23 protein-coding genes are annotated in these 23,279 nt (G+C 72.2%); 16 read left to right on the top strand and 7 right to left on the bottom strand.

Translation table 11 applies throughout. The features are described from left to right. The first annotated feature begins 91 nt into the window (after positions 1-91). The 3 genes from ACSMXR_RS08000 to ACSMXR_RS07990 all read left to right on the top strand — a co-directional run bounded on the left by ACSMXR_RS08000 (position 92) and on the right by ACSMXR_RS07990 (position 3,685). The gene (locus ACSMXR_RS08000) at positions 92-1,117 is read left to right on the top strand and encodes a C40 family peptidase (protein ID WP_381848702.1); all 1,026 of its coding nucleotides are present in this window, start codon (positions 92-94) and stop codon (positions 1,115-1,117) included. Positions 1,118-1,383: 266 nt separating this feature from the next. Then, positions 1,384-2,412, top strand: a complete 1,029-nt coding sequence (locus tag ACSMXR_RS07995; RefSeq protein WP_218527824.1) for a C40 family peptidase — start codon at positions 1,384-1,386, stop codon at positions 2,410-2,412. A gap of 16 nt (positions 2,413-2,428) precedes the next feature. Then, on the top strand, positions 2,429-3,685 hold the full coding sequence (locus tag ACSMXR_RS07990; RefSeq protein ID WP_376189176.1) for a hypothetical protein: 1,257 nt from the start codon (positions 2,429-2,431) through the stop codon (positions 3,683-3,685). On the opposite strand, the gene ACSMXR_RS07985 is transcribed toward ACSMXR_RS07990, so the two are convergent. Beyond that, positions 3,661-4,908 carry a glycosyltransferase 87 family protein gene (locus tag ACSMXR_RS07985; RefSeq protein WP_381907991.1) on the bottom strand — a complete coding sequence of 416 codons (1,248 nt, stop codon included), beginning with the start codon at positions 4,906-4,908 and terminating at the stop codon, positions 3,661-3,663. The two genes, ACSMXR_RS07990 and ACSMXR_RS07985, sit on opposite strands and share 25 nt — an antisense overlap. Before the next feature lie 103 nt (positions 4,909-5,011). Here ACSMXR_RS07985 and ACSMXR_RS07980 point away from each other — a divergent pair, with 103 nt between their 5' ends. Then, positions 5,012-6,154 carry a glycosyltransferase family 4 protein gene (locus ACSMXR_RS07980; RefSeq protein ID WP_473171497.1) on the top strand — a complete coding sequence of 381 codons (1,143 nt, stop codon included), beginning with the start codon at positions 5,012-5,014 and terminating at the stop codon, positions 6,152-6,154. Positions 6,155-6,211: 57 nt separating this feature from the next. Here ACSMXR_RS07980 and ACSMXR_RS07975 read toward each other — a convergent pair whose 3' ends face one another. Beyond that, on the bottom strand, positions 6,212-8,008 hold the full coding sequence (locus ACSMXR_RS07975; protein WP_473171496.1) for an AMP-dependent synthetase/ligase: 1,797 nt from the start codon (positions 8,006-8,008) through the stop codon (positions 6,212-6,214). A 279-nt stretch (positions 8,009-8,287) separates the two neighbouring features. Here ACSMXR_RS07975 and ACSMXR_RS07970 point away from each other — a divergent pair, with 279 nt between their 5' ends. The 6 genes from ACSMXR_RS07970 (at position 8,288) to ACSMXR_RS07945 (ending at position 13,255) form a co-directional block, all read left to right on the top strand. Then, complete coding sequence (locus tag ACSMXR_RS07970; RefSeq protein WP_137232713.1) at positions 8,288-9,094, top strand: metallophosphoesterase family protein; 807 nt, start codon at positions 8,288-8,290, stop codon at positions 9,092-9,094. 109 nt (positions 9,095-9,203) lie between these two features. Continuing rightward, positions 9,204-9,653, top strand: coding sequence for an SRPBCC family protein (locus ACSMXR_RS07965; protein ID WP_030622669.1), 450 nt, complete (start codon positions 9,204-9,206; stop codon positions 9,651-9,653). A gap of 5 nt (positions 9,654-9,658) precedes the next feature. Next, the gene (locus tag ACSMXR_RS07960; RefSeq protein ID WP_473171495.1) at positions 9,659-10,846 is read left to right on the top strand and encodes an ArsA family ATPase; all 1,188 of its coding nucleotides are present in this window, start codon (positions 9,659-9,661) and stop codon (positions 10,844-10,846) included. An 82-nt stretch (positions 10,847-10,928) separates the two neighbouring features. Further along, on the top strand, positions 10,929-11,399 hold the full coding sequence (locus ACSMXR_RS07955; RefSeq protein ID WP_376188880.1) for a DUF5304 domain-containing protein: 471 nt from the start codon (positions 10,929-10,931) through the stop codon (positions 11,397-11,399). Between the two features lie 75 nt (positions 11,400-11,474). Next, positions 11,475-12,416: an ROK family glucokinase gene (locus tag ACSMXR_RS07950; protein WP_030086593.1), complete on the top strand. Its 942-nt coding sequence runs from the start codon at positions 11,475-11,477 to the stop codon at positions 12,414-12,416. Positions 12,417-12,499: 83 nt separating this feature from the next. Then, positions 12,500-13,255, top strand: coding sequence for an endonuclease/exonuclease/phosphatase family protein (locus ACSMXR_RS07945; protein WP_473171494.1), 756 nt, complete (start codon positions 12,500-12,502; stop codon positions 13,253-13,255). A gap of 1 nt (position 13,256) precedes the next feature. Here ACSMXR_RS07945 and ACSMXR_RS07940 read toward each other — a convergent pair whose 3' ends face one another. Further along, positions 13,257-13,952: a hypothetical protein gene (locus tag ACSMXR_RS07940; protein WP_137232709.1), complete on the bottom strand. Its 696-nt coding sequence runs from the start codon at positions 13,950-13,952 to the stop codon at positions 13,257-13,259. Further along, the gene (locus ACSMXR_RS07935; RefSeq protein WP_137232708.1) at positions 13,945-14,724 is read right to left on the bottom strand and encodes an alpha/beta hydrolase; all 780 of its coding nucleotides are present in this window, start codon (positions 14,722-14,724) and stop codon (positions 13,945-13,947) included. Before ACSMXR_RS07935 ends, ACSMXR_RS07940 begins: the two co-directional genes overlap by 8 nt. A 227-nt stretch (positions 14,725-14,951) precedes the next feature. Here ACSMXR_RS07935 and ACSMXR_RS07930 point away from each other — a divergent pair, with 227 nt between their 5' ends. From ACSMXR_RS07930 to ACSMXR_RS07915, 4 genes are all read left to right on the top strand, one after another. Further along, positions 14,952-15,722 carry a lysophospholipid acyltransferase family protein gene (locus ACSMXR_RS07930; protein ID WP_137232707.1) on the top strand — a complete coding sequence of 257 codons (771 nt, stop codon included), beginning with the start codon at positions 14,952-14,954 and terminating at the stop codon, positions 15,720-15,722. 30 nt (positions 15,723-15,752) lie between these two features. Next, a complete protein-coding gene (macS, locus tag ACSMXR_RS07925; RefSeq protein WP_137232706.1) occupies positions 15,753-17,015 on the top strand; it encodes a MacS family sensor histidine kinase in 1,263 nt (420 codons plus the stop codon). After that, positions 17,012-17,716: a response regulator gene (locus ACSMXR_RS07920; RefSeq protein WP_137232705.1), complete on the top strand. Its 705-nt coding sequence runs from the start codon at positions 17,012-17,014 to the stop codon at positions 17,714-17,716. Before macS ends, ACSMXR_RS07920 begins: the two co-directional genes overlap by 4 nt. 96 nt (positions 17,717-17,812) lie before the next feature. After that, positions 17,813-18,811, top strand: a complete 999-nt coding sequence (locus tag ACSMXR_RS07915; protein WP_137232704.1) for a 2-hydroxyacid dehydrogenase — start codon at positions 17,813-17,815, stop codon at positions 18,809-18,811. A gap of 11 nt (positions 18,812-18,822) precedes the next feature. Here the strand turns inward: ACSMXR_RS07915 and ACSMXR_RS07910 are convergent, their stop codons facing one another. Both ACSMXR_RS07910 and ACSMXR_RS07905 read right to left on the bottom strand, forming a co-directional pair. Then, a complete protein-coding gene (locus ACSMXR_RS07910) occupies positions 18,823-20,721 on the bottom strand; it encodes an anthranilate synthase family protein (protein WP_473171493.1) in 1,899 nt (632 codons plus the stop codon). Between the two features lie 136 nt (positions 20,722-20,857). Continuing rightward, positions 20,858-20,926: a trp operon leader peptide gene (locus tag ACSMXR_RS07905; RefSeq protein WP_106429850.1), complete on the bottom strand. Its 69-nt coding sequence runs from the start codon at positions 20,924-20,926 to the stop codon at positions 20,858-20,860. Positions 20,927-21,028: 102 nt separating this feature from the next. Between ACSMXR_RS07905 and ACSMXR_RS07900 the strand changes: the two genes are divergently transcribed. Both ACSMXR_RS07900 and ACSMXR_RS07895 read left to right on the top strand, forming a co-directional pair. Then, positions 21,029-22,375: a class II 3-deoxy-7-phosphoheptulonate synthase gene (locus tag ACSMXR_RS07900; protein ID WP_030086610.1), complete on the top strand. Its 1,347-nt coding sequence runs from the start codon at positions 21,029-21,031 to the stop codon at positions 22,373-22,375. A 163-nt stretch (positions 22,376-22,538) separates the two neighbouring features. Then, the gene (locus ACSMXR_RS07895) at positions 22,539-22,781 is read left to right on the top strand and encodes a (2Fe-2S)-binding protein (protein ID WP_137232702.1); all 243 of its coding nucleotides are present in this window, start codon (positions 22,539-22,541) and stop codon (positions 22,779-22,781) included. A gap of 3 nt (positions 22,782-22,784) precedes the next feature. Here the strand turns inward: ACSMXR_RS07895 and bfr are convergent, their stop codons facing one another. Further along, on the bottom strand, positions 22,785-23,264 hold the full coding sequence (gene bfr / locus ACSMXR_RS07890) for a bacterioferritin (protein WP_007451289.1): 480 nt from the start codon (positions 23,262-23,264) through the stop codon (positions 22,785-22,787). Positions 23,265-23,279: the final 15 nt, after the last annotated feature.

Raw genomic sequence — 23,279 nt, 5'->3', positions numbered from 1 at the left:
GGAACCGCCGAGTCCGTCATGTGCACGGAGCCGGGGAATCTTTCCCCCACAAGCCCGGTAGGCGGCTCTGAGGAAGAAGGAGCTCGCCTTCGTGGCGTCCCACCGTCGTCCCAAGCAGCCGAGCCGCACCCGCGTGACCGTGCTCACCGCGACCGCCGCCGCGGCCGTGGCCCTGACCTCCCAGGCCGCCCACGCCGACCCCAAGCCGAGCAAGAGCGAAGTCAAGGCGAAGGTCGACAAGCTCTACCACGAGGCCGAGGCGGCCACCGAGAAGTACAACGGGGCCAAGGAGCAGCAGGACAACCTGAAGAAGGAAGTCGACGCGCTCCAGGACAAGGTCGCCCGCGGTCAGGCCGAGCTCAACACGCTGCGCGGCGAACTCGGTTCGATAGCCACCGCGCAGTACCGCTCCGGCGGCATCGACCCCTCGGTGGCCCTCTTCCTCGCCTCGGACCCGGACAGCTTCCTCGACCAGGCCTCCGCGCTGGACCAGCTGACGGTCAAGCAGACGGAAGCGCTGCAGAAGATCCAGTCCAAGCAGCGCACCCTCGCCCAGCAGCGCAAGGAAGCCCAGGACAAGCTCGGCGACCTCGCCGACGTCCGCAAGGCGCTCGGCGAGAACAAGAAGAAGTACCAGGGCAAGCTGGCCGACGCCCAGCAGCTCCTCAACACGCTGACCCAGGCCGAGCGGGCCAAGATGCAGCAGGAGGAGCAGCGCGCCAGCCGCGCCGCCAGCGACCGGGTCGAACTCGGCAACGAGGCCCCCGCGTCCGGCCGTGGCGCCGCCGCCCTCAGCGCGGCCGCCACCCAGCTCGGCAAGCCGTACGTCTCCGGCGGCTCCGGCCCCAACTCCTACGACTGCTCCGGGCTGACGCAGTGGGCCTTCGCCCAGGCCGGTGTCGGCATCAGCCGGACCACGTACACCCAGCAGAACGACGGCACGAGGATCGGCCGCAGCCAGCTCAAGCCGGGCGACCTGGTCTTCTTCAACGGCCTGTCGCACGTCGGCTTCTACGCCGGCAACAACCAGATCCTGCACGCCCCGAAGCCGGGCACCGTCGTCCGCTACGAGTCGATGGACTACATGGGCACCTTCCAGTTCGGCGTCCGCATCTGACCGTGCCGCGCCCAACGGCACGCCACGGCACGCCCGAACGAGGGAATCGCCGCGCACCACGCTGACGCCGCCGCCCCGCCGGAGACCAAGGTCACCGGCGGGGCGGCGGCGTTCGGGTACCCCTTCCGCCACCGGCGCGGTCTTTGGCCGGTGCGTAGTCGTCCGATTACTGTCTGGCTGCTGTGCGGCTCCCGGTCGTCGATCCGCCCGTCCCGGGCGGCAGGGGCCGCGCACTACCGCGTCAGCGGAAGGGAGTGCGGCTACCTGTGGTGTCCCATCGCCGTTCCACACAGTCCGGCTTCAACCGAGGCGTCCGGGTCACGGTCATCTCGGCGGCCGCCGCCACCGCGGCCGCGACCCTGACCGGGGCCCCGGCGAGCGCCGACCCGAAGGACACCCGGGAGAGCGCCAAGGCCGCCGTCGACCGGCTCTACGGGGAGGCCGAACAGGCCACCGAGCGGTTCAACGAGGCCGGGGAGCGCGTGAAGCGGCTGCGCGGCGAGGCGGACCGCGCCCAGGACGCCACGGCCCGGGGCCAGGAACGCGTCAACCAGATGCGCAACGCGCTCGGCGCCATGGCGGGCGCCCAGTACCGCACCGGCTCCATCGACCCGGCGCTCGCGCTGCTGCTCTCCGCCGACCCGGACAGCTATCTGGAGCAGGCCGCCGCCCTCGACCGGGCCGGCGCCCGCCAGGCGATGACCCTGGACAAACTCCGGCACGCCCAGCGCAGGATCGCCCAGACCCGCGCCGAGGCCACCCGCGCCCTGACCGAGCTGGAGCGCAACCGGACCGCCGTCACCCGCCACAAGCGCGCCGTCGAGGGGAAGCTCCGCGAGGCCCGCCGACTGCTCGACTCGCTGCCGCCCGAGGACCGGGCCTCCTTCGACCGGGCCTCGCGCACCGGCCGCGACGGACTGCCCGACCTCTCCGGCGTCGCCCCCGGATCGGGCCGCGCGATGTCCGCCGTGGCCGCCGTCCACCAGGCGCTCGGCAGACCCTACGTCTGGGGCGCCAACGGGCCCTCCGGATTCGACTGTTCCGGCCTGATGCAGTGGGCCTACGCCCAGGCCGGGGTGAGCCTGCCCCGCACCTCCCAGGCCCAGCGCTACGCGGGCCGCATGGTGCCCCTCTCCCAGGCGCTCCCCGGTGACCTGGTCGCCTACCGCGCGGACGCCAGCCACATCGGCATGTACGTCGGCAACGGCCAGGTCATCCACGCCCCCTACCCGGGCGCCCCGGTCCGCTACGATCCGGTCGGCATGATGCCGGTCTCCTCGGTCACCCGGATCTGACCGTACGATCGGCAGGGTGGCCGTACGAGGACGTGACGCGCGTGGGGGAGGCCCCCGGGGACGGCGGCGTGCGGCGGGCCTGCTGCTCGCCACGCTCCTGACCGCGTCCGCCTGCACGGCCCCCGACGACCCGGACACCTTCCTCACCGCCGGCGCCCTCGACGCCACCCTGGCGGGCCGTGCGGCGGCCGTCCTCGCCCACGACACGACCGGCTATCTCGACGCCCTCGCCCCGGAGGCCGCGAAGCTGCGGGCCGCCCAGCGCACCGAACTGGCCAATCTCGCCGACGTGCCCCTGAAGTCCTGGAGCTACGACGTCAAGGGCATCACCAAGCAGGACGGCCGGTGGGCCACCGCCGACGTGGAGCTGCGCTACCGGATCGACGGGTACGACACCGCCCCGGTCGCCACCCGCCGCGTCCTGGAGCTGATGCGGGACGGGGAGCGCTGGTACATCACCGCCGACCGGCCCGCCAAGGGCTCCTCCGGGCAGCTCTGGCAGCAGGGGGACGTGACGGTCGTCGAGGGCGCGCACAGCATCGTCCTGGGCGTCGGACGGGGCGAGGAGGAGCTGCGGCAGATCGCCGACACCGTGGACCTCGCCGTCCCGGCCGTATCGGACGCCTGGCCGCGGCCCTGGACCCGCCGCGTGGTGGTCCTCGTCCCGGACTCCGTCGAGGACATGGCGGGGCTGCTGGGCTCGCCGGAGGCCAGCTACCGGGGCATCGCCGCCGTCACCACCGGCGAGGTCGGCGGCACCGGCAAGCTCCCGGCCATCGCCGACCGGGTGATCGTCAACCCGCAGGCGTACGCCACCCTGGGCAGTTTCGGGCAGCGGATCGTCCTGACCCATGAGACGACCCATGTCGCCACCCGGACCAGCACCTCCACCGCCACCCCGGTCTGGCTCTCCGAGGGCTTCGCCGACTGGACCGCCTACCGGGGCGAGGACCGCGCCGCCGACACGATCGCCCCCGAACTGGCCGAGGCCGTCCGCGACGGCCGGACCCCCGCCGAGCTCCCCGCCGACCCGGACTTCGGCTTCGACGGCGACCCGGCGAAGCTCGCGGGGGCCTACGAGGGCGGCTGGCTGGCCTGCGAGCTGATCGCGGAGCGATGGGGCAAGGAGAAGCTGATCGCCTTCTACGAGGCCGTGGGAGCGCACGACGGGCGCGAGGGAGCGGTGGAGCAGGCGCTGGACGCGGTGCTCGACACCACCTCCGAGCAGTTCACCGCCGACTGGCGCGACTACCTCGCCACCCGGCTCGGCTGACCGTCGACCGCGAGCGGGGCCGCGTCCGTACGCGGCCCGCCCGGCACCGTCGACCGCCACAGCCGCCGCGCCGCGATCAGCGAGGCCGCCACCAGCAGCCCGTTCCGTACGAGCAGGAGCGTCACGCCCCACGCGTCGCTCGCCACCACATGGCCGAAGCCGATCGGGAACTCCAGCACGGTCACCCCCGCCGCCACCAGCACCAGGACCGCCGGAAGCGTCATCGCGGCCGCCCGGAACGCCAGGCACACCGCCGCGAGCCCGACCAGCCACACCACGTACTGCGGGCTGATCACCCGGCTGGTCACCGTGAACAGCAGCACCGCGGTGAACGCCGCCTCGGCCGGGGTGTGCGCCGCGAACGCCCCCGCCCGCAGCCGCCACAGCACCAGCCAGCCCAGCGCCAGGACGCCGAGCCCCAGCGCCAGCGTCGACACCAGCTCCACCTGCGGTCCGACGAACTCCAGCGAGCCGTAGCGCAGCTCCACCCGCCCCTCCCAGCCGAATTGCCGCGCCACATGGAAGACCAGCGCCCCCAGCGACTCGACCTCCGTGCCCCGGTCCCGCTGGAAGGCCAGGAACGCGAACGCCCCCGGCATCCACAGCGCGAAGGAGACCGCGAGACCGGCCCCCGCCAGCGCCGCCGACGCCCAGGCCACCCGTGTCGGACGCCCCTTCCGCACCCCCACCAGCAGCAGCGCCGGCCACCCCTTCAGCAGCGCCCCGAACGCCGCCAGCGCCCCCAGCGCCCGTGGCTGACGCACCCCCGCCAGCAGCGCCGCCACCGCCACCGCCGTCACCATCAGGTCGTACCGGGCGTACACCGTCGGCCCCAGCAGCGGCACCCCCACGACCCACACCCACGCCCCCGCCGCCCTTATCCCCGGCCGCCGCCCCACGTACAGCAGCAGCCCCAGCGTCAGCGCGTCGCAGAGCAGGACGAGGACGAAGAAGGCCGCCGCGTACTCCAGGAACGGCAGCAGGGCCGGGGAGAGGACCGCCAGGGCCGCTCCGGGCGGGTACTGCCAGGTGACGTCGTCCAGCGGATACGTGCCCGTCAGCAGCACCTCGTACCAGCTCCGGTAGATCACCGACACATCCACCGTGACGTCCGGGCCGGGCACCGTGACCACCTTGAACACACAGGCCAGCAGCCAGGCCCGGGTCAGCGCCCACACCGCGTACGGCCAGGGTCCCGCGCCGGTGGATGCTCGTCCCGTCATCGCCGTCCGCCTTCGTCGTCGCCGCCGGGCCCCCGGCGCCCCATGATGCCGGGGGCCGTGCGCGTCAGCGGTGAAGCGCGGCCGTTGGGTACTGTCGGCGGCGATGGACAAGACCTTGATCGTGACCAATGACTTCCCGCCCCGCCCCGGTGGCATCCAGGCGTTCCTGCACAACATGGCGCTGCGCCTGGACCCCGACCGGGTCGTCGTCTACGCCTCCACCTGGAAGCGCGGCGAGGAGGGCGCGGCGGCCACCGCCGCCTTCGACGCCGAGCAGCCGTTCACCGTGGTCCGCGACCGCACGACGATGCTGCTGCCGACCCCGCGCGTCACCCGCCGGGCCACCGCCCTGCTGCGCGAACACGGCTGCACCTCCGTCTGGTTCGGCGCGGCCGCCCCGCTCGGCCTGATGGCCCCGGCGCTGCGCCGCGCGGGCGCCCGGCGGCTGGTGGCCACCACCCACGGGCACGAGGCCGGCTGGGCGCAGCTGCCCGCCTCCCGGCAACTGCTGCGCCGCATCGGCGAAGGCACGGACACGATCACCTATCTCGGTGAGTACACCCGCTCCCGGATCGCCGCCGCCCTCACCCCGGACGCGGCCGGCCGCATGGTGCAACTGCCGCCCGGCGTCGACGAGAAGACCTTCCACCCGGGCTCCGGCGGCGACAGGGTCCGGGCCCGGCTCGGGCTCTCCGACCGCCCGGTGGTCGTCTGCGTCTCCCGCCTGGTGCCGCGCAAGGGCCAGGACACCCTGATCCTGGCCATGCCCGCGATCCTGGCGCAGATCCCGGACGCGGTGCTGCTGATCGTCGGCGGCGGACCGTACGCCGAGGACCTGAAGCGCCTCGCGGCGGAGACCGGCGTCCAGGACTCGGTGCGCTTCACCGGGCCGGTGCCCTGGGCCGAACTGCCCGCGCACTACGGGGCCGGTGACGTCTTCGCCATGCCGTGCCGGACCCGGCGGCGGGGGCTCGACGTGGAGGGCCTCGGCATCGTCTACCTGGAGGCGTCCGCGACCGGACTGCCCGTGGTGGCCGGCGATTCGGGCGGCGCCCCGGACGCGGTGCTCGACGGCGAGACCGGGTGGGTGGTGCGCGGCGGCAGCGCCGAGGAGTCGGCGGACCGGATCGTGACGCTGCTCGGCGACCCGGAGCTGCGGCAGCGGATGGGGGAGCGGGGGCGCGCCTGGGTCGAGGAGAAGTGGCGCTGGGACCTGCTGGCGGAGAAGCTCAAGATGCTGCTGTGACGGTACGGCGAAGGGGCCCGCGCTTTTCGCAAAGCGCGGGCCCCTCCGACGTACCCCTCAGGCGCGGTAGATCGACTCCACCTCGTCCGCGAAGTCCTTCGCCACCACGTTGCGCTTCAGCTTCAGCGACGGCGTGATGTGGCCCGCCTCCTCGGTGAACTGGGCGGGCAGGATACGGAACTTGCGCACCGACTCGGCCTTGGAGACCGCCGCGTTGCCGTCGTCCACCGCCCGCTGCACCTCGGCCAGCAGCTCCGCGTCCTCGCGCAGCGACAGGGCCGTCGAACCGGCGGGCTTGCCGTGCTCCTCGGCCCAGCGGCCCAGGAACTCCTCGTCCAGGGTGACCAGCGCGCCGACGAACGGGCGGCCGTCGCCGACCACCATGCACTCGGCGACCAGGGCGTGCGCGCGGATGCGGTCCTCGATGACGGCCGGGGCGACGTTCTTGCCGCCCGCCGTCACGATGATCTCCTTCTTGCGGCCGGTGATCGCGAGGTAGCCGTCCTCGTCGAGCGTGCCGATGTCCCCGGTGTGGAACCAGCCGTCGGCCAGCGCCTCGACCGAGGCGGCCTCGTTCTTCCAGTACCCGGTGAACAGGTGCTCGCCGTGCAGCAGTACCTCGCCGTCGTCCGCGATCCGCACGACCGAACCGGGCAGCGGCTGGCCGACCGTGCCGATCTTCTGCCGGTCCCACGGGTTGAACGCGGTCGCCGCACAGGTCTCGGTCAGGCCGTAGCCTTCCAGGACCGTGAAGCCGATGCCCCGGTAGAAGTGGCCGAGCCGCTCACCGAGCGGAGCGCCGCCGGAGATCGCGAACTCGCCCTTGCCGCCGAGCACCGCGCGCAGCTTGCCGAAGACCAGCTTGTCGAAGAGCTTGTGCTTGAGCCTCAGACCGAGCGAAGGACCCTGCGGGGTGCTCAGCGCCCGGCTGTAGGCGATCGCCGTGTCGGCGGCCCGGTCGAAGATCTTGCCCTTGCCGTCCGCCTGCGCCTTGGCGCGGGCCGCGTTGTAGACCTTCTCGAAGACCCGGGGCACACCCAGGATCAGCGTCGGCCGGAACGAGGCCAGCTCGTCGGTGAGGTTCTTGATGTCCGGGACGCAGCCGAGCTTGATCGGGGCCATCACCGAGGCCACCTCGACCAGCCGGCCGAAGACGTGCGCGGCGGGCAGGAACAGCAGCACCGAGCACTCGCCCGTACGGAACAGCGGCTTCAGCCGCTCCACCACGTTGCCGCACTCCGCGAAGAAGCTGCGGTGGGTGAGCACACAGCCCTTGGGGCGGCCGGTGGTGCCCGAGGTGTAGACGATCGTCGCCGGGTCGTCCGCCTTGGCGCTGACCATCCGCAGGTCCATGGTCTCGTCCGAGACCTCGGCCCCCGCCCTGCCGAGCGCCTCCACGGCGCCCGCGTCGATCTGCCAGACATGCTCCAGCTCCGGCAGCGCGTCCCGCACCGAGGCCACGGAGGCGGCGTGCGCGTCGCTCTCCACGAGCACCGCCACCGCCCCGGAGTCACCGAGGATCCACTGCACCTGCTCGGCGGAGCTGGTCTCGTACACCGGCACGGTCACCGCGCCCGCGCTCCAGATCGCGAAGTCCAGCAGCACCCACTCGAAACGGGTGCGCGACATCAGGGCGACCCGGTCGCCGGGCTGCACGCCCGAGGCGATCAGCCCTTTGGCGGCGGCTCTCACCTCGGCCAGGAACTGGGTGGCACTGACGTCCGTCCAGACGCCGGCCACCTTGCGGCTCATCACCGCTACATCGGGATGCTGAGCGGCATTGCGGCGGATGAGATCCGTCAGGTTGCCGTCCGTCGGGACCTCGTACAGGGCCGGAAGGCTGAACTCGCGCAAGACTGCTGCTCCTCATCGGGCTCCGGTGCCACGGCTCTGTGTGACGCACCGGCTGCGGTCCAAGAATGGCGGGTGCTCAGCGGGGTGAGCACAACTGGACTGCCCGGACGTTACCCACCGGTACGCGGTTCCGGATAGGGGGTTCCGGCCAGATGTCTTATGCATCACACATATAAATGGCCCTTTCGCGCACAGTAGTCCACCGCTGTCCCGACGTGGAAGTAACCGCAGGTCCGGACGGTCTACCCAGCGGTGGAACGGGCACTCTAGGGTGATCCCATGCAAGGCAGCGAACCGGACAACGGGGGCTCGGCCGCCCGGTCCACCCGGATACACGTGGTCAGCGACGTGCACGGCAACACCGAGGCCCTGGCCCGCGCCGGGGACGGCGCCGACGCTCTGATCTGCCTCGGTGACCTGGTGCTCTTCCTCGACTACGCCGACCACTCGCGCGGCATCTTCCCCGACCTGTTCGGCAAGGAGAACGCCACCCGCATCGTCGCCCTGCGCACCGCCCGCCGCTACGACGAGGCCCGCGCCTTCGGCCGCGAGCTGTGGGCGGGCCGCGACCGCAACACCGAGATCCTCGGCGCGGTACGCAAGCAGTACGCCGAACTCTTCGCCGCCTTCCCCACCCCGACGTACGCCACCTACGGCAACGTCGACGTCCCCGGCCTCTGGCCGGAGTACGCCCGCCCCGGCACCACCGTGCTGGACGGCGAACGCGTCGAGATCGGCGGCCGGGTCTTCGGCTTCGTCGGCGGCGGCCTCAAGACCCCGATGAACACCCCGTACGAGATCAGCGACGAGGAGTACGCGGCCAAGGTCGAGGCGCTCGGCCCGGTCGACGTCCTCTGCTCGCACATCCCGCCCGAGGTCCCCGAGCTGACGTACGACACCGTCGCCCGCCGCTTCGAACGCGGCAGCCACGCCCTGCTGGAGGCGATCCGCGCCACCCGCCCCCGGTACGCGCTTTTCGGCCATGTTCACCAGCCGTTGGTCCGCCGGATGCGGATCGGCACCACCGAATGCGTCAACGTCGGCCACTTCGCCTCGACCGGAAAGCCCTGGGCGCTCACCTGGTGACCGCGGGCGGCCGGGCCGTGGACCGGAGCGCCCCGGGCACGCGATAGCCTGCACAGCGGCAGGCTCCTGCCGAACGCGACCGGAAACACCGCACTGGAGGGCCACGGCGATGGCTGAACACACCAGCTCGAGCATCACGATCGAGGCGGCGCCGGCCGACGTCATGGGCGTGATCGCCGACTTCGCCCGCTACCCGGAGTGGACCGGCGAGGTCAAGGAGGCCGAGGTCCTCTCCACCGACGACCAGGGCCGCGCCGAACAGGTCCGCCTCGTCCTGGACGCCGGAGCGATCAAGGACGACCACGTCCTCTCCTACACCTGGACCGGCGAGAACGAAGTCAGCTGGAGCCTGGTCAAGTCCCAGATGCTGCGCTCCCTGGACGGTACCTACGCGCTCGCCCCGATCGGCGGCGGCGAGCGCACCGAGGTCACCTACCGGCTCGCCGTCGACGTCAAGATCCCGCTGCTCGGCATGATCAAGCGCAAGGCCGAGAAGGTCATCATCGACCGCGCCCTGGCCGGTCTGAAGAAGCGCGTCGAGTCCGCCCCGGGGACCTGAGAGCCGTGCGTACGGTACTGGTCACCGGCCTCGGCGGCGCGGGCCGCAGCACCGTCGCCGCGGCCACCGCACTGGCCGCCGCCGCACGGGGCGACCGCACCCTCCTGATCTCCGCCGAGGTCATACCCGGCCTCCCCGCCGGTGCGGAACCCACCCGGGTCGCCGACCGCCTGGACCACGCCCGTATCGACTCCGGCGAGCACTTCCGCGCCGAACTCACCGAACTCCAGAAGCGCGCGTCCGGCGTCCTCGACCTGCTCGGCGCCGGCCGGCTGGAGGGCGAGGAGCTCACCGAACTCCCCGGCTCCGCGCAGCTCGCCCTGCTGCACACCCTGCGCCGGGCCGCCGAGGGCGACTGGTCCGGCTACGACACGCTCGTCGTCGACCTCCCGCCGCTCACCGAGGCCCTCGCCCTGCTCGCCCTGCCGCAGCAGCTGCGCCGCTATCTGCGCCGGCTGCTCCCCGCCGAACGCCAGGCGGCCCGCGCCCTGCGCCCGGTCCTCGCCCAGCTCGCCGGGGTCCCGATGCCCGCGCAGTGGCTGTACGAGGCCGCCGCCCGCAAGGACGAGGAGCTGGCCGCCGTCCAGGCCCTGATCGAGGACGGGTCCACCACGCTCCGGCTGGTCGCGGAGCCGGGCCCGGCCGCCGAGGACGCCCTGCGCACCGCCCGGACCGGCCTCGCCCTGCACGGACTCGGCGCCGACCTGCTGGTCGCCTCCCGGGTACTGCCCCGGCACTCGTCCGACCCCTGGTTCGCCGCGCTCGCCGCCCAGCAGGAGAAGTGCCTGGACCACTGGCACCAGGACGTGGCGCCGGACGTCCCCGTGCACGAGGCCGCCCACCTGGGCCGCGACCCGCGGGGCCCGGACGATCTGGCCGCGCTGGCGCTCCCCGCCCCCGACGACCGCACGCCCGGCCGCGTCGAGGATCCCTGGTGGACCGAGGAGGAGCCCGGCGCCGAGGAAGCGCCGATGGTCCTCACCTGGTGCCTGCCGCTGCCCGGGGCCGTCAAGGAGGACCTGCGCCTGGTCCGCCGGGGCGACGAACTGCTCCTGACCGTCGGCCCCTTCCACCGGATCGTCCGGATCGCCTCCGCGCTGCGCCGCTGCACCGTCTCCGGCGCGGCCCTGGCCGACGGGGTGCTGCGGGTGCGGTTCACCCCGGATCCGGCCCTGTGGCCGCGCACCTCCTGAACGGCGTGCGGCCATTCGGGTAACGTCGGTGGTACGTGAACCGCAGGCCGACCGTCGGCCGCCCGCGTCGCAGGAGTCCGCCATGAGTGAAGCCACCGATCGTCCCGTCGACGGCGACGCGTGGGCCGACGCCTGCGCCGAGGACCTCGCGGAGGAGAAGGCCCGCCGTCGCGCGCAGTACGGCCCGCAGCCCGGCTCGGCCGCCGAGGAGCTGCGCAAGCTGGTCGACGCGGTCGCCGACAAGGTCTCCTCCCTCCAGACCCCGCTGCTCGGCGTCGCCGCCCAGGGCGCGGTCCAGCAGGCCATCCGGCAGGCGAAGTCCGCCGTCGAACCCGTCATCGAGCGCAACCCGGAGCTCTTCGACCACCTCGCCGCCGCGGGCAACGAGCTGCTGGCCGCCTACCGCTCCGCGGTCGAGGGCCAGGAGAGCCGCTGGACCCGCACCACCGAGGGCGCGTCGGGCACCGCGGGACCCACGAAGAAGGCCGCCGAGGACCCGTCCGACCCCCGCGACGAAGGCCCCTCCGGCACCGAACGCATCGACCTGGACTGACCGGCTCCGGCCGGTACCGGGCGCGGCCTCGGGTACGGTTGCCCCTAGCGGGGCTCGACCGAAACTGAGGGATTCATGGGACTCACCATCGGCGTCGATATCGGCGGCACGAAGATCGCGGCTGGAGTGGTCGACGAAGAGGGCCGGATCCTCTCGACGTTCAAGGTGGCGACCCCGCCGACGGCCGAAGGCATCGTCGACGCGATCTGCGCGGCGGTGGCCGGGGCGAGCGAGGGCCACGACGTGGAGGCCGTCGGCATCGGCGCCGCCGGTTACGTCGACGACAAGCGCGCCACCGTCCTGTTCGCACCGAACATCAACTGGCGTCACGAACCGCTCAAGGACAAGGTCGAGCAGCGTGTCGGCCTGCCCGTCGTCGTCGAGAACGACGCCAACGCCGCGGCCTGGGGCGAGTATCGCTTCGGGGCCGGCCAGGGCCACGACGACGTCATCTGCATCACGCTCGGCACCGGCCTCGGCGGCGGCATCATCATCGGCAACAAGCTGCGCCGCGGACGCTTCGGCGTGGCCGCCGAGTTCGGCCACATCCGGGTCGTCCCGGACGGACTGCTGTGCGGCTGCGGCAGCCAGGGCTGCTGGGAGCAGTACGCCTCCGGCCGCGCGCTCGTCCGGTACGCCAAGCAGCGCGCCAACGCCACCCCCGAGAACGCCGCCGTGCTGCTCGGTCTCGGCGACGGCTCGGTGGACGGCATCGAGGGCAAGCACATCAGCGAGGCCGCCCGCCAGGGCGACCCGGTGGCCATCGACTCCTTCCGCGAGCTGGCCCGCTGGGCCGGCGCCGGACTGGCCGACCTCGCCTCGCTGTTCGACCCGTCCGCGTTCATCGTCGGCGGCGGCGTCTCGGACGAGGGCGAGCTCGTCCTCGACCCGATCCGCAAGTCGTTCCGGCGCTGGCTGATCGGCGGCGAGTGGCGCCCGCACGCCCAGGTGCTGGCCGCCCAACTCGGCGGCAAGGCAGGGCTCGTGGGCGCGGCCGACCTGGCCCGCCAGGGCTGACCGACCCGGTCGCATCCGAGCACGACGCACGCCCGTCGCCGCCCTCCGGGGCAGCGGCGGGCGTCCGTCGTATCGTGGCCCGCATGGTCCTGACGCCCCTGCCCGACTCCCGTACCGAGCCGGACGGTTCGGCCGTGATCCGGGTGCTGAGCTACAACGTCCGCTCCCTGCACGACGACACCGCCGCACTGGCCCGGGTGATCAGCGCCTGCGCGCCCGACCTGGTCCTCGTCCAGGAGGCCCCGCGCTTCTTCCGCTGGCGCAAGGCCGCGGCCAGGCTCGCGAAGAGCAGCGATCTGGTGGTGCTGAGCGGCGGGGCCACCGCCGCCGGGCCACTGCTGCTCTGCTCGCTGCGGGCGTCCGTCGAGCGCACCGAGGACGTCCTGCTGCCGCTCACCCCCGGCCTGCACCGCAGGGGCTTCGCCACCGCCGTGGTGCGGATCGCCGGGGCCCGGCTCGGGGTGCTGAGCTGCCATCTGAGTCTCCAGCGCGACGAACGTCTCGCCCAGGCGGACCTGCTGCTGGAGCGGCTGGCGGCCATGGGCGTGGAGCACGCGGTGGCGGGCGGCGACCTCAACGACGTACCGACCGGGAAGGCGTTCCGGCGGCTGGCCGGGACGCTCCAGGACTGCCGGGCCGTCGCCCCGTGGGGCGGCGAGCTCACCTTCCCGCCCGACGAGCCCCGTAAGCGCATCGACGCGGTGTTCGCGACCCCGGGCATCGAGGTGCTCGGCTGCGGCGTCCCGGCCGGGCTGCCCGGGGTGAGCGAGGACGACCTGAGGGCGGCCACGGACCATCTGCCGGTCCTGGCCGCCCTCAGGGTCCCCGCCACGAGCTGACCTACACGACCGCGCCGCGCCCCGGATCGCCGTAGGTGTCGTCATCGTCGTCGTGCGGCATCCGGGCCACCAGGGTGGCGAAGCCGCCGAGGAAGCCGCCGATGCAGAGCGTGGTGAGCCACCACGTCATCTCCCACCGCAGCAGCACCGCGATCAGCATCAGCACCGGCCCGCCGATCACCGCGAGCCAGGCGAACTTCGCCGTGACGTCGGCCTCCGGCAGCGGCGGCGGCTCCGGGGGCACGAAATGGCCCTCGTCCCCGTCGTCCGGCACATCGATGCCGTCGTCCTTGGACTCGGGCAGCTCGTAGTCCCGCGGACCGGTGACACCGGGCGCGAAGACCACGGAACTGCCCAGCGGCTTCTTCTCCGGCGGCTTCGGGGGCGTCTTGCCGGACCCCTTGTCCGCCGGATCACCGGCGGAGCCGTCGTTCGGCCCCGTCACATTGCGCTGATCGTCCTCCAGCAGGGCCAGGTCCTCGATGGACTTGAACGGCTTGGCGCCCGGCGGGTCCGGCGGCTCCTCCCCGTACCCCGCGACGATCGCGGCCCATGCCGCGTCCTCGTCGATCGCCCGCTCCTGCTCCGCGCCCCCGTCCCCGGCCGGCTTCGTCCCCTCCGGGACGGCCGCCGGCTCCGTGGCGCGCGGTTCGCGCTCCTCGTCGCTGCCTGTGCGTTCCGCGTCGTGCTCAGCCACCGGACGTGCTCCCCTTCATCCCGACGTTCGGTGCGAGACGGCCGATGAACCGGTAGCTCTCATCGAAGATCCGCTCCGCATCATGGTCCAACGTCGCCACGTGGTAGCTCTGTTCCAGCAGGATCTCCGAAACATCCGTGGAGGAGATCCGGCCGAGGATCCGCGCGCTGTCCGCGGGCGGCACGACATGGTCCTGCGGGCTGTGCAGCAGCACCACCGGCTGGGTCACCTGGGGCAGCTCCCCGTCGACCAGCCGGAGGAACTTCCGCAGCGAGTGCGCGGAGTGCAGCGGCACCTTGGTGTAGCCCACCTCGTGCGAGCCCGGCAGCGCGATGTCGTCGGCCACGCCCTTCGTGGTCCGCACCAGATGGCGGGCGACGGGCAGCGCGTACGCGGACAGGCCGTGCACCTTGTTGGCCGGGTTGACCAGCACCAGACCGCTGATCGTGTCCCCGTGCTTGGCCGCCAGCCGCAGGCTCAGCGCGCCGCCCATGGACAGCCCGAAGACGAAGACCTGCTCGCACTTCTCCGCGAGGACCCGCAGCTCCCGGTCGACCTCCGCGTACCAGTCCTGCCAGCCGGTGACCGCCATGTCCTCCCAGCGGGTGCCGTGGCCGGGCAGCAGCGGCAGCGAGACCGTCAGCCCGCGCTCGGCGAGGTGATCGGCCCAGGGGCGCAGCGACTGCGGGGATCCGGTGAAGCCGTGGCAGAGGAGGACGCCGACCTCTCCGCCCTCGTGGCGGAACGGCTCGGCTCCAGGGAGGACCGGCACCAGGGTCTCCTGTTCGTGGGACGGGGTGGGGGCGGGCGGGGCACCTGGGGGAGTGCTCGACGGATGACTTCACCGTACGCGACCGGACCGACACCGACCAGGGCCGTCACGCCCCCGGAGGCCGCCCCGCACGGCCCGGGTACGCGGCCGGGTCTCCCATGCCGGGCAAAGGCCGCGACGGCCGCACAGGTTAAGGTCTGACCGACAGCACACAGGAGGCACAAGAGTTGATCTACGGCGCAATGAAGTTCTCCATCGGCGGGTCCCTGAAGCTCGCCTTCCGGCCGTGGGTGGAGGGCCTGGAGAACATCCCCGAGCGCGGTCCGGCGATCCTCGCGAGCAACCACCTGTCGTTCTCCGACTCGTTCTTCCTCCCGGCCGTGCTGGACCGCAAGGTCACGTTCATCGCCAAGGCCGAGTACTTCACCGCACCCGGAGTGAAGGGCAAGCTCACCGCCGCCTTCTTCAAGGGCGTCGGCCAGCTCCCCGTCGACCGCTCCGGAGCCCGCGGCGCGGGCGAGGCGGCGATCAGGGCGGGCATCCAGGTCGTCGAGAGCGGCGGCCTCTTCGGCATCTACCCCGAGGGCACCCGCTCGCCCGACGGCCGCCTCTACCGGGGCAAGCCCGGCGGTCTGGCCCGGGTCGCGCTGGCCACCGGCGCTCCCGTGATCCCGGTCGCCATGATCGACACCGAGAAGATCCAGCCGCCCGGCCAGGTGATGCCCAAGCTGATGCGCCCCGGCATCCGGATCGGCAAGCCGCTGGACTTCAGCCGCTACCAGGGCATGGACGGCGACCGCTTCATCCTGCGCTCGGTGACCGACGAGGTCATGTACGAGATCATGAAGCTCTCCGGCCAGGAGTACGTGGACATCTACGCCACCGCCGCCAAGCGCCAGATCGCCGACGAGGCGAAGGCCAGGGCCGAAGAGACGAAGCGGGCCCAGAAGCAGGCCGCCGCGAGCGACGAGAACGGAACGGAACGGTCCGGCGCGTAACCGCGTCGTTCACCGTCCGGGGGGTGGGCCATGGCCAAGCGTGAGCGGGTCGTACGGATGTCGGTCGAGCTGCCGCTGTGGCGTGCGCTGACGGGCTACCGCGTCCTGACGATGATCTACGCGGTGCTCCTCGCGATCTTCGGCAAGGACAACGCCGGCCAGCAGAGGTTCGAGCGGCCCTGGGTGGCCGTCGCGTATCTGGCGTTCCTCTTCGTCTGGACGCTCGCCACGCTGCCGAAGGTCCGCTCGGCGGCGAGCTGCACCAAGCGCTTCCTCGTCGCGGACCTGGTCGTCGCGCTGACCGGCATCCTGCTCACCCCGCTCGCCGACTTCGACTCCCAGTCCTTCGACGGCCCGACGCTGCCGTCGATCTGGACGGCCGGCGCGGTCCTCGCCTTCGCGATCAAGGGCGGCTGGCGGTGGGCGGCCTTCGCCTCCACCTTCGTCGCCGCCGCCAACATCATCCAGCGCGGCGAGCCCAGCCGGGACACCTACCACAACGTCCTGCTGGTCTGGGTCGCCTCCATCGCCATCGGGTACGTCGTCGAGGTCGCCCGCGCCAGTGAGCGCACCCTCGCCCGCGCCCTGGAGATCGAGGCCACCACCCGCGAACGCGAACGGCTCGCCCGCGACATCCACGACAGCGTCCTCCAGGTCCTCGCCATGGTGCAGCGCCGGGGCACCGCCATCGGCGGCGAGGCGGCCGAGCTGGGCCGGATGGCCGGGGAACAGGAGGTCGCCCTGCGCACCCTGGTCTCCAGCGGCCTGGTCCCGCCGACCCGGGTCTCCGAGGACGCCGCCGAGGGGGCCGTGGTCCGCACGGTCGAGGTGGACGAGCCGGACGGGGCGGAGGGCTCCGGCGACGGGGCCGCCTGTGACCTCCGGGCCCTGCTCGCCCCGCACGCCGGATCCCGTACGAGCTTCGCCGAACCGGGCGCCCCGGTGCTGCTGCCCGCCGCGTCCGCCCGGGAACTGGCCGCCGCCGTCAGCGCCGCCCTGGACAACGTACGGGTGCACGCCGGCCCGGACGCCCAGGCGTGGATCCTGGTCGAGGACGAGCCGGACGAGGTGATCGTCACCGTCCGGGACGACGGCCCCGGCATCCCGGAGGGGCGGCTCGCCCAGGCGGAGGGGGAGGGCCGGCTCGGGGTCGCGCTGTCCATCCGCGGCCGGCTGCGCGACCTGGGCGGCACGGCAGAGCTGATCTCGGTGCCCGGACAGGGCTGCGAGGTCGAGTTGAAGGTTCCGAAAGCACCGAAGGTTTCCCGGGGGAAGGCAGGATCGGCCCGATGAGCACGCAGAACACACCACAGGGCGAGCAGGGGGCGGCGGACCGGCCCATCAAGGTCATGGTCGTCGACGACCACCCCATGTGGCGCGACGCGGTCGCCCGCGACCTGGCCGAATCCGGCTTCGACGTCGTCGCGACCGCCGGGGACGGCCCGCAGGCGGTCCGCCGGGCCAAGGCCGTGGGCCCGGACGTCCTGGTCCTCGACCTGAACCTCCCCGGCATGCCCGGCGTCCAGGTCTGCAAGGAACTCGTCGGCTCCCACCCGGGCCTGCGGGTCCTGGTCCTCTCCGCGAGCGGCGAGCACGCCGACGTCCTGGAGGCGGTGAAGTCCGGGGCCACCGGCTATCTGCTGAAGTCCGCCTCCACCCAGGAGCTGACCGACGCCGTCCGCTCCACCGCGGCCGGCGACCCGGTCTTCACCCCGGGCCTGGCCGGGCTGGTCCTCGGCGAGTACCGCAGGCTCGCCTCCGACCCCGCACCCGTGGCGTCGAACGAGCCCAAGGCCCCGCAGCTCACCGACCGGGAGACCGAGGTGCTGCGGCTGGTCGCCAAGGGGCTCTCGTACAAGCAGATCGCCGAACGCCTGGTCATCTCGCACCGCACCGTGCAGAACCATGTGCAGAACACCCTCGGCAAGCTCCAGCTGCACAACCGGGTGGAGCTCGTGCGCTACGCCATCGAGCGCGGCCTCGACGACGTCTGATCCGGCGGGTCCGGAGGCAGCGCCGTAATATGCGCGATATTCGCGTATGTGCGGCGTTGCCCCTGTCCTGCCCCCAGACACAGCTCGGGAGAACCCGTGGAAATCCTGGCCTTCGGTGTGCAGTCCGACGAGAAGCCCCTGATCGAGAAGGCCTTCGAGGGGCTGTACGAGGTCCGCTGCCTGGACGTCTTCCTGAACCGGGACACCGCGCCCATCGCGGCCGGGCACGAGATCATCTCCACCAGCGTCAACGCCGACCTCGGCTCCCCGGTCCTCCAGACGCTCGCCGCGGGCGGCACGCAGATGATCGCCCAGCGCTCCACCGGCTTCAACAACATCGACCTGGAGGTCGCCGAGCGCCTGGCCCTGCGCGTCGCCCGGGTCTCGTACTACTCGCCGTACTCGGTCGCCGAATTCGCCTGGACGCTCGCCATGGCCGTCAACCGGCGCATCATCCGCGCCGCGAGCCGCACCCGCGACTTCGACTTCCGCCTCGACGGACTGCTCGGCCGGGACATGCGCGGCCGGACCGTCGGCGTGCTCGGCACCGGGAAGATCGGCGAGGCGTTCACCCGGATCGCCCACGGATTCGGCATGAAGCTGCTCGGCTGGGACGTGGCCCGGAACCCGGCCTGCGTCGAACTGGGCATGGAGTACGTCGACAAGGACCGGCTGTTCGCCGAGGCAGACCTGATCAGCCTGCACGTACCGCTGCTGCCCAGCACCCAGCACATCATCGACGAGGCCGCCCTCAAGGCGATGAAGGACGACGCGATCCTCGTCAACTCCAGCCGCGGCGGCCTCATCGACACCGCCGCCCTGGTCACCGAACTGCGCGCGGGCCGCTTCCTCGGCGTCGGACTCGACGTGTACGAGGCGGAGGCCGGGCTGTTCTTCCTCGACAAGTCGCTGGAGGGCATCGACGACGACACCCTCGCCCGGCTGGTGACCTTCCCCAACGTCGTCGTCACCTCCCACCAGGCGTACTACACCGAGGACGCGGTGGGCCAGATCGTCGACGCGACCGTCCAGAACGTCACCGACTACCTGGCCCGCCGCCACAGCGAGAACGTCCTCGTACCCAGGACCCCCTAGGGGGTCCTGCCTCAGCTCGGCACGGGCAGCCCCGCCAGCAGCTCCGTCACGATCGCCGAGCCCCGCACGGTCAGCACCGACTCCGGGTGGAACTGCACCGAGGCGAAGCCCGGCCCGCGCAGCGCGTGCAGCTCACCGCTCTCCTCGTCACGGCTCACCTCGATGCCGTGCGCGGCCAGCTCGGCGGCGGCCGGAGCGTCGCACCGGGCGGTGAAACTGTTGTAGAAGCCCACCGTCTCCGGCCGCCCGAACAGCTCGATCCGGGTCTGCGCCCCCTGGTACGGCACCGTCTTGCGCACGATCTCCAGACCCAGCTCCGCCGCGATCAGCTCATGCCCGAGGCAGACGCCCAGCAGCCCGTGCCGGTGGTCCCGCACCAGCTCGGCGGTGATCCCGCGCAGCAGCCGCATCTTCGGGTCGGTGAGATCGCCCGGGTCGCCCGGGCCGGGGCCCAGCACCACCGGACCCTCGTGCGCCCGGACCACCTCGCGCAGCCCCGGCTCGTCGTAGCGGCGCACCGAGACGTCAAGACCGGAGGCCCGCAGCAGATGGGCCAGCATCGCGGTGAACGTGTCCTCGCCGTCCACCACCAGCGCGTGCCCGGCCAGGTCCCGGACGCGCTCCTGCATCCGCAGCCAGAACGGGGCGAGGGAGCCGCGCCGGTCGTCCAGCGCCGCCCGCACCCGGGGGTCGGAGGCCAGCCGCGGCCGGTCCGCCTCCGCCGTCGGGCGGCCCGGCCGCACGCCGAGGGCGGCCAGCACCCCGGCCGCCTTGGCGTGCGTCTCGGCGACCTCGCTCTCCGGGTCCGAATGGCGTACGAGCGTGGCGCCGACGGGCACGCCGAACGAGCCGTCCGGGGCGATGTCGGCGGTACGGATCAGGATCGGCGAGTCCAGCGTCTGCGCCCCACTGGCGTCCCGGCCGAGCAGGGCCAGCGCCCCCGCGTAGTAGCCGCGGCCCCCGGGCTCGTACCGCTCGATCACCCGGCACGCGTTCTGCACCGGGGAGCCGGTCACGGTCGCCGCGAACATCGTCTCGCGCAGCACCTCCCGCACATCCAGCGAGGACTTCCCGCGCAGCTCGTACTCGGTGTGCGCGAGGTGGGCCATCTCCTTGAGCCGGGGCCCGACCACCACCCCGCCCATGTCGCCCACCGTGCACATCATCTTCAGCTCCTCGTCGACCACCATGGACAGCTCCTCGCTCTCCTTGCGGTCCCCGAGGAACGCCAGCAGGCTCGTCGCGGTGGGCCCCCCGTCCGGGTAGCGGTACGTCCCGCTGATCGGGTTCATCACGACCGTCCCGCCGGACATCCGCACATGCACCTCGGGGCTCGCCCCGACCAGCGTCCTGTCCCCGGTGTGGACGACGAACGTCCAGTACGCGCCCCGCTCGCCCGCCAGCAGCCGCCGGAACAGCGCCAGCGCGTCCGCCCGCCCGAACCCGGGGATCTCGCCCCGGAACGTCCGCCGGATCACGAAGTTCGCGCCCTCGCCCTGCCCGATCTCGTCCCGGATCACCCGCCGCACGATGTCCGCGTACTCCTCGTCCGGCACGTCGAAGCCGTGGTCCGTCACGCTCACGTCATGGGCGGGCAGCGCCGCCAGCAGCTCCGCGAGCTGCAGCTCATGCGTCTCCTCGGCGACCAGCACGCTCAGCGGGGTGCCGTCGTCGCGTACGTCGAAGCCGCGCTCGGCGATCTGCCGGAACGGCACCAGGGCGAGCGCGGGCGACGCGCCCACCGGCAGATCGGCCAGCCGCTCCGCCTCCCGCACCCCGCCGATCAGCAGTTCGACGTGATCGTGGTCACGGCCGGGCGTACGCCGGCGGAGCAGGGCGAAGGGCGGGGCGTCGTCGGCGAGCAGCCGGCCGATGAGGGCGGAGGCGGACCGGGACGAGGTCTGGGACATGGGAGCAGGTTCCTTCCGGACGGGCCGTACGGGGTCCACAACGGGATCCGCACGGGGTTCACAGGGAGAGGAACGGCTCCTGAACACAGAAAAGGCCGCCCCTCGGGCGGCCTTCGCGAAGTGTCAGCGCGATGAATCAGCGGGCCGCCGGATGAGCGGTCCACCACCAGTTCTGGATCGAGATCTGGATCTGTTGCGTCGACATGCTGCGACCCTAGCGGACGTTCCGGGCATCGGAGCGGGTGTCTCAACTATTGAGCGCTCGAATGGACGCCCTCCGCGACCCCGTAATGTTGTCCACGTGACCGTGAACGCCAATACCTCCGTCGCCGGTGGCAACACCTGGCGAGACCTTCCCGCGGCGCAGCAGCCCGAGTACCCCGACTCCGAGGCCCTGCGCGATGTACTCGCGGACCTCGCGTCGTATCCGCCGCTCGTCTTCGCCGGCGAGTGCGACCAGCTGCGCGCCCGCCTGGGAGCCGTCGCCAAGGGCGAGGCGTTCCTGCTGCAGGGCGGCGACTGCGCCGAGGCCTTCGACGCCGTGTCCGCCGAGCACATCCGGGCCAAGCTGAAGACGCTGCTCCAGATGAGCGCTGTCCTCACCTACGCGGCCTCCGTGCCCGTGGTGAAGGTCGGCCGGATCGCGGGCCAGTACTCCAAGCCGCGCTCCAAGTCGACCGAGACCCGCGACGGCGTGACCCTGCCGACCTACCGCGGCGACTCGGTGAACGGCTTCGCCTTCACCGAGGAGGCCCGGGTCCCGGACCCGGCGCGGCTGAAGCAGATGTACCACGCGTCCTCCTCCACGCTGAACCTGGTGCGCGCCTTCACCACCGGCGGTTACGCCGACCTGCGCCAGGTCCACGCCTGGAACCAGGACTTCGTGAAGTCGTCGCCGGCCGGCCAGCGCTACGAGGCCCTGGCCCGCGAGATCGACAACGCGCTGAACTTCATGAAGGCGTGCGGCACCGACCCGGCCGAGTTCAAGGCGGTCGAGTTCTACGCCTCGCACGAGGCGCTGCTGCTGGACTACGAGACGGCGCTGACCCGCACCGACTCGCGCACCGGCGAGCTGTACGACACCTCCGGCCACATGGTCTGGATCGGTGAGCGCACCCGCCAGATGGACGGCGCGCACATCGAGTTCGCCTCGAAGGTCCGCAACCCGATCGGCATCAAGCTCGGCCCGACGACCACCGTGGACGAGGCGCTCGGCTACGTCGACCGCCTCGACCCGGACCGGGAGCCCGGCCGGCTGACCTTCATCGTCCGCATGGGCGCCGACAAGGTCCGCGACAAGCTCCCCGAGCTGGTCGAGAAGGTCACCGCCTCGGGCGCCACCGTCGCCTGGGTGACCGACCCGATGCACGGCAACACCTTCGAGGCCGCCTCCGGCCACAAGACGCGCCGTTTCGACGACGTCCTGGACGAGGTCAAGGGCTTCTTCGAGGTGCACAAGGGCCTCGGCACCCACCCGGGCGGCATCCACGTGGAGCTGACCGGCGACGATGTCACCGAGTGCGTGGGCGGCGGCCACGAGATCTTCGTGGACGATCTGCACCAGCGCTACGAGACGGCCTGCGACCCCCGGCTCAACCGCAGCCAGTCGCTCGACCTGGCGTTCCTCGTCGCCGAGATGTACCGCGACCAGTAGAAGTCTCCGCCGGACACACCTGTGGGGCACGGATCGATGTGATCCGTGCCCCACAGGTCGTTCCAGGACTTTTGCGCCGCCCGGGGGACGGGTAAGGTTAGGTTAGCCTCACCGACGAAGACCGGGACGGCACCAGCGACCGACCCGCAGGGAGGTGAACCGCATGTACGTCTGCTCCTGCTTCGGCGTCACCGAGGCGCAGGTGAAGAAGCATGCGGACGCCGGTGCCTGCACACCCCGGCAGATAGCTTCGGCCTGCAAGGCCGGCACGGACTGCGGCGGTTGTGTACGCCGCATCCAGGCTCTGCTGGGACGCGGCGACTGCCCGCGCCGCGAGCTGCTCGACCAGCGGCAGGAGCCCGTGGTCGCCGCCGTCGCCCGCCCGGTCCTCTCCGACGCCGCCTGAGCGTCAGCTCTCCGGCTGCTCGATCAGCTGGGCGATGTAGAGCGGCTCACCGAGCTTCTCGACCAGCTCCAGCTGGGTGTCGAGATAGTCGATGTGGTGCTCCTCGTCCTCCAGGATCGACTCGAAGATGTTCGCGGACGTGATGTCGCCCTTGCCGCGCATCACCTCGATACCGCGCTTGAGGCGGTCGATCGCCTCCACCTCGACCTGGCGGTCCGCCTGGAACATCTCGGTGACCGTCTGGCCCACCCGGACATGGAAAAGTCGCTGATAGTTCGGCAGCCCGTCCAGGAACAGGATCCGGTCGGTGAGGATCTCGGCGTGCTTCATCTCGTCGAAGGACTCGGCCCGGGTGTACTTGGCGAGCTTGGTCCACCCGAAGTTGTCCTGCATCTTGGCGTGCAGGAAGTACTGGTTGATGGCAGTCAATTCGGCGGTCAGCTGCTCATTGAGAAACTCAAGGACCTCGGGGTCGCCCTGCATGGCAAAGGCTCCTTC

The organism is Streptomyces sp. DSM 106670 (genome assembly GCF_055792845.1).
This window is presented reverse-complemented; position numbering and strand designations above follow the sequence as displayed.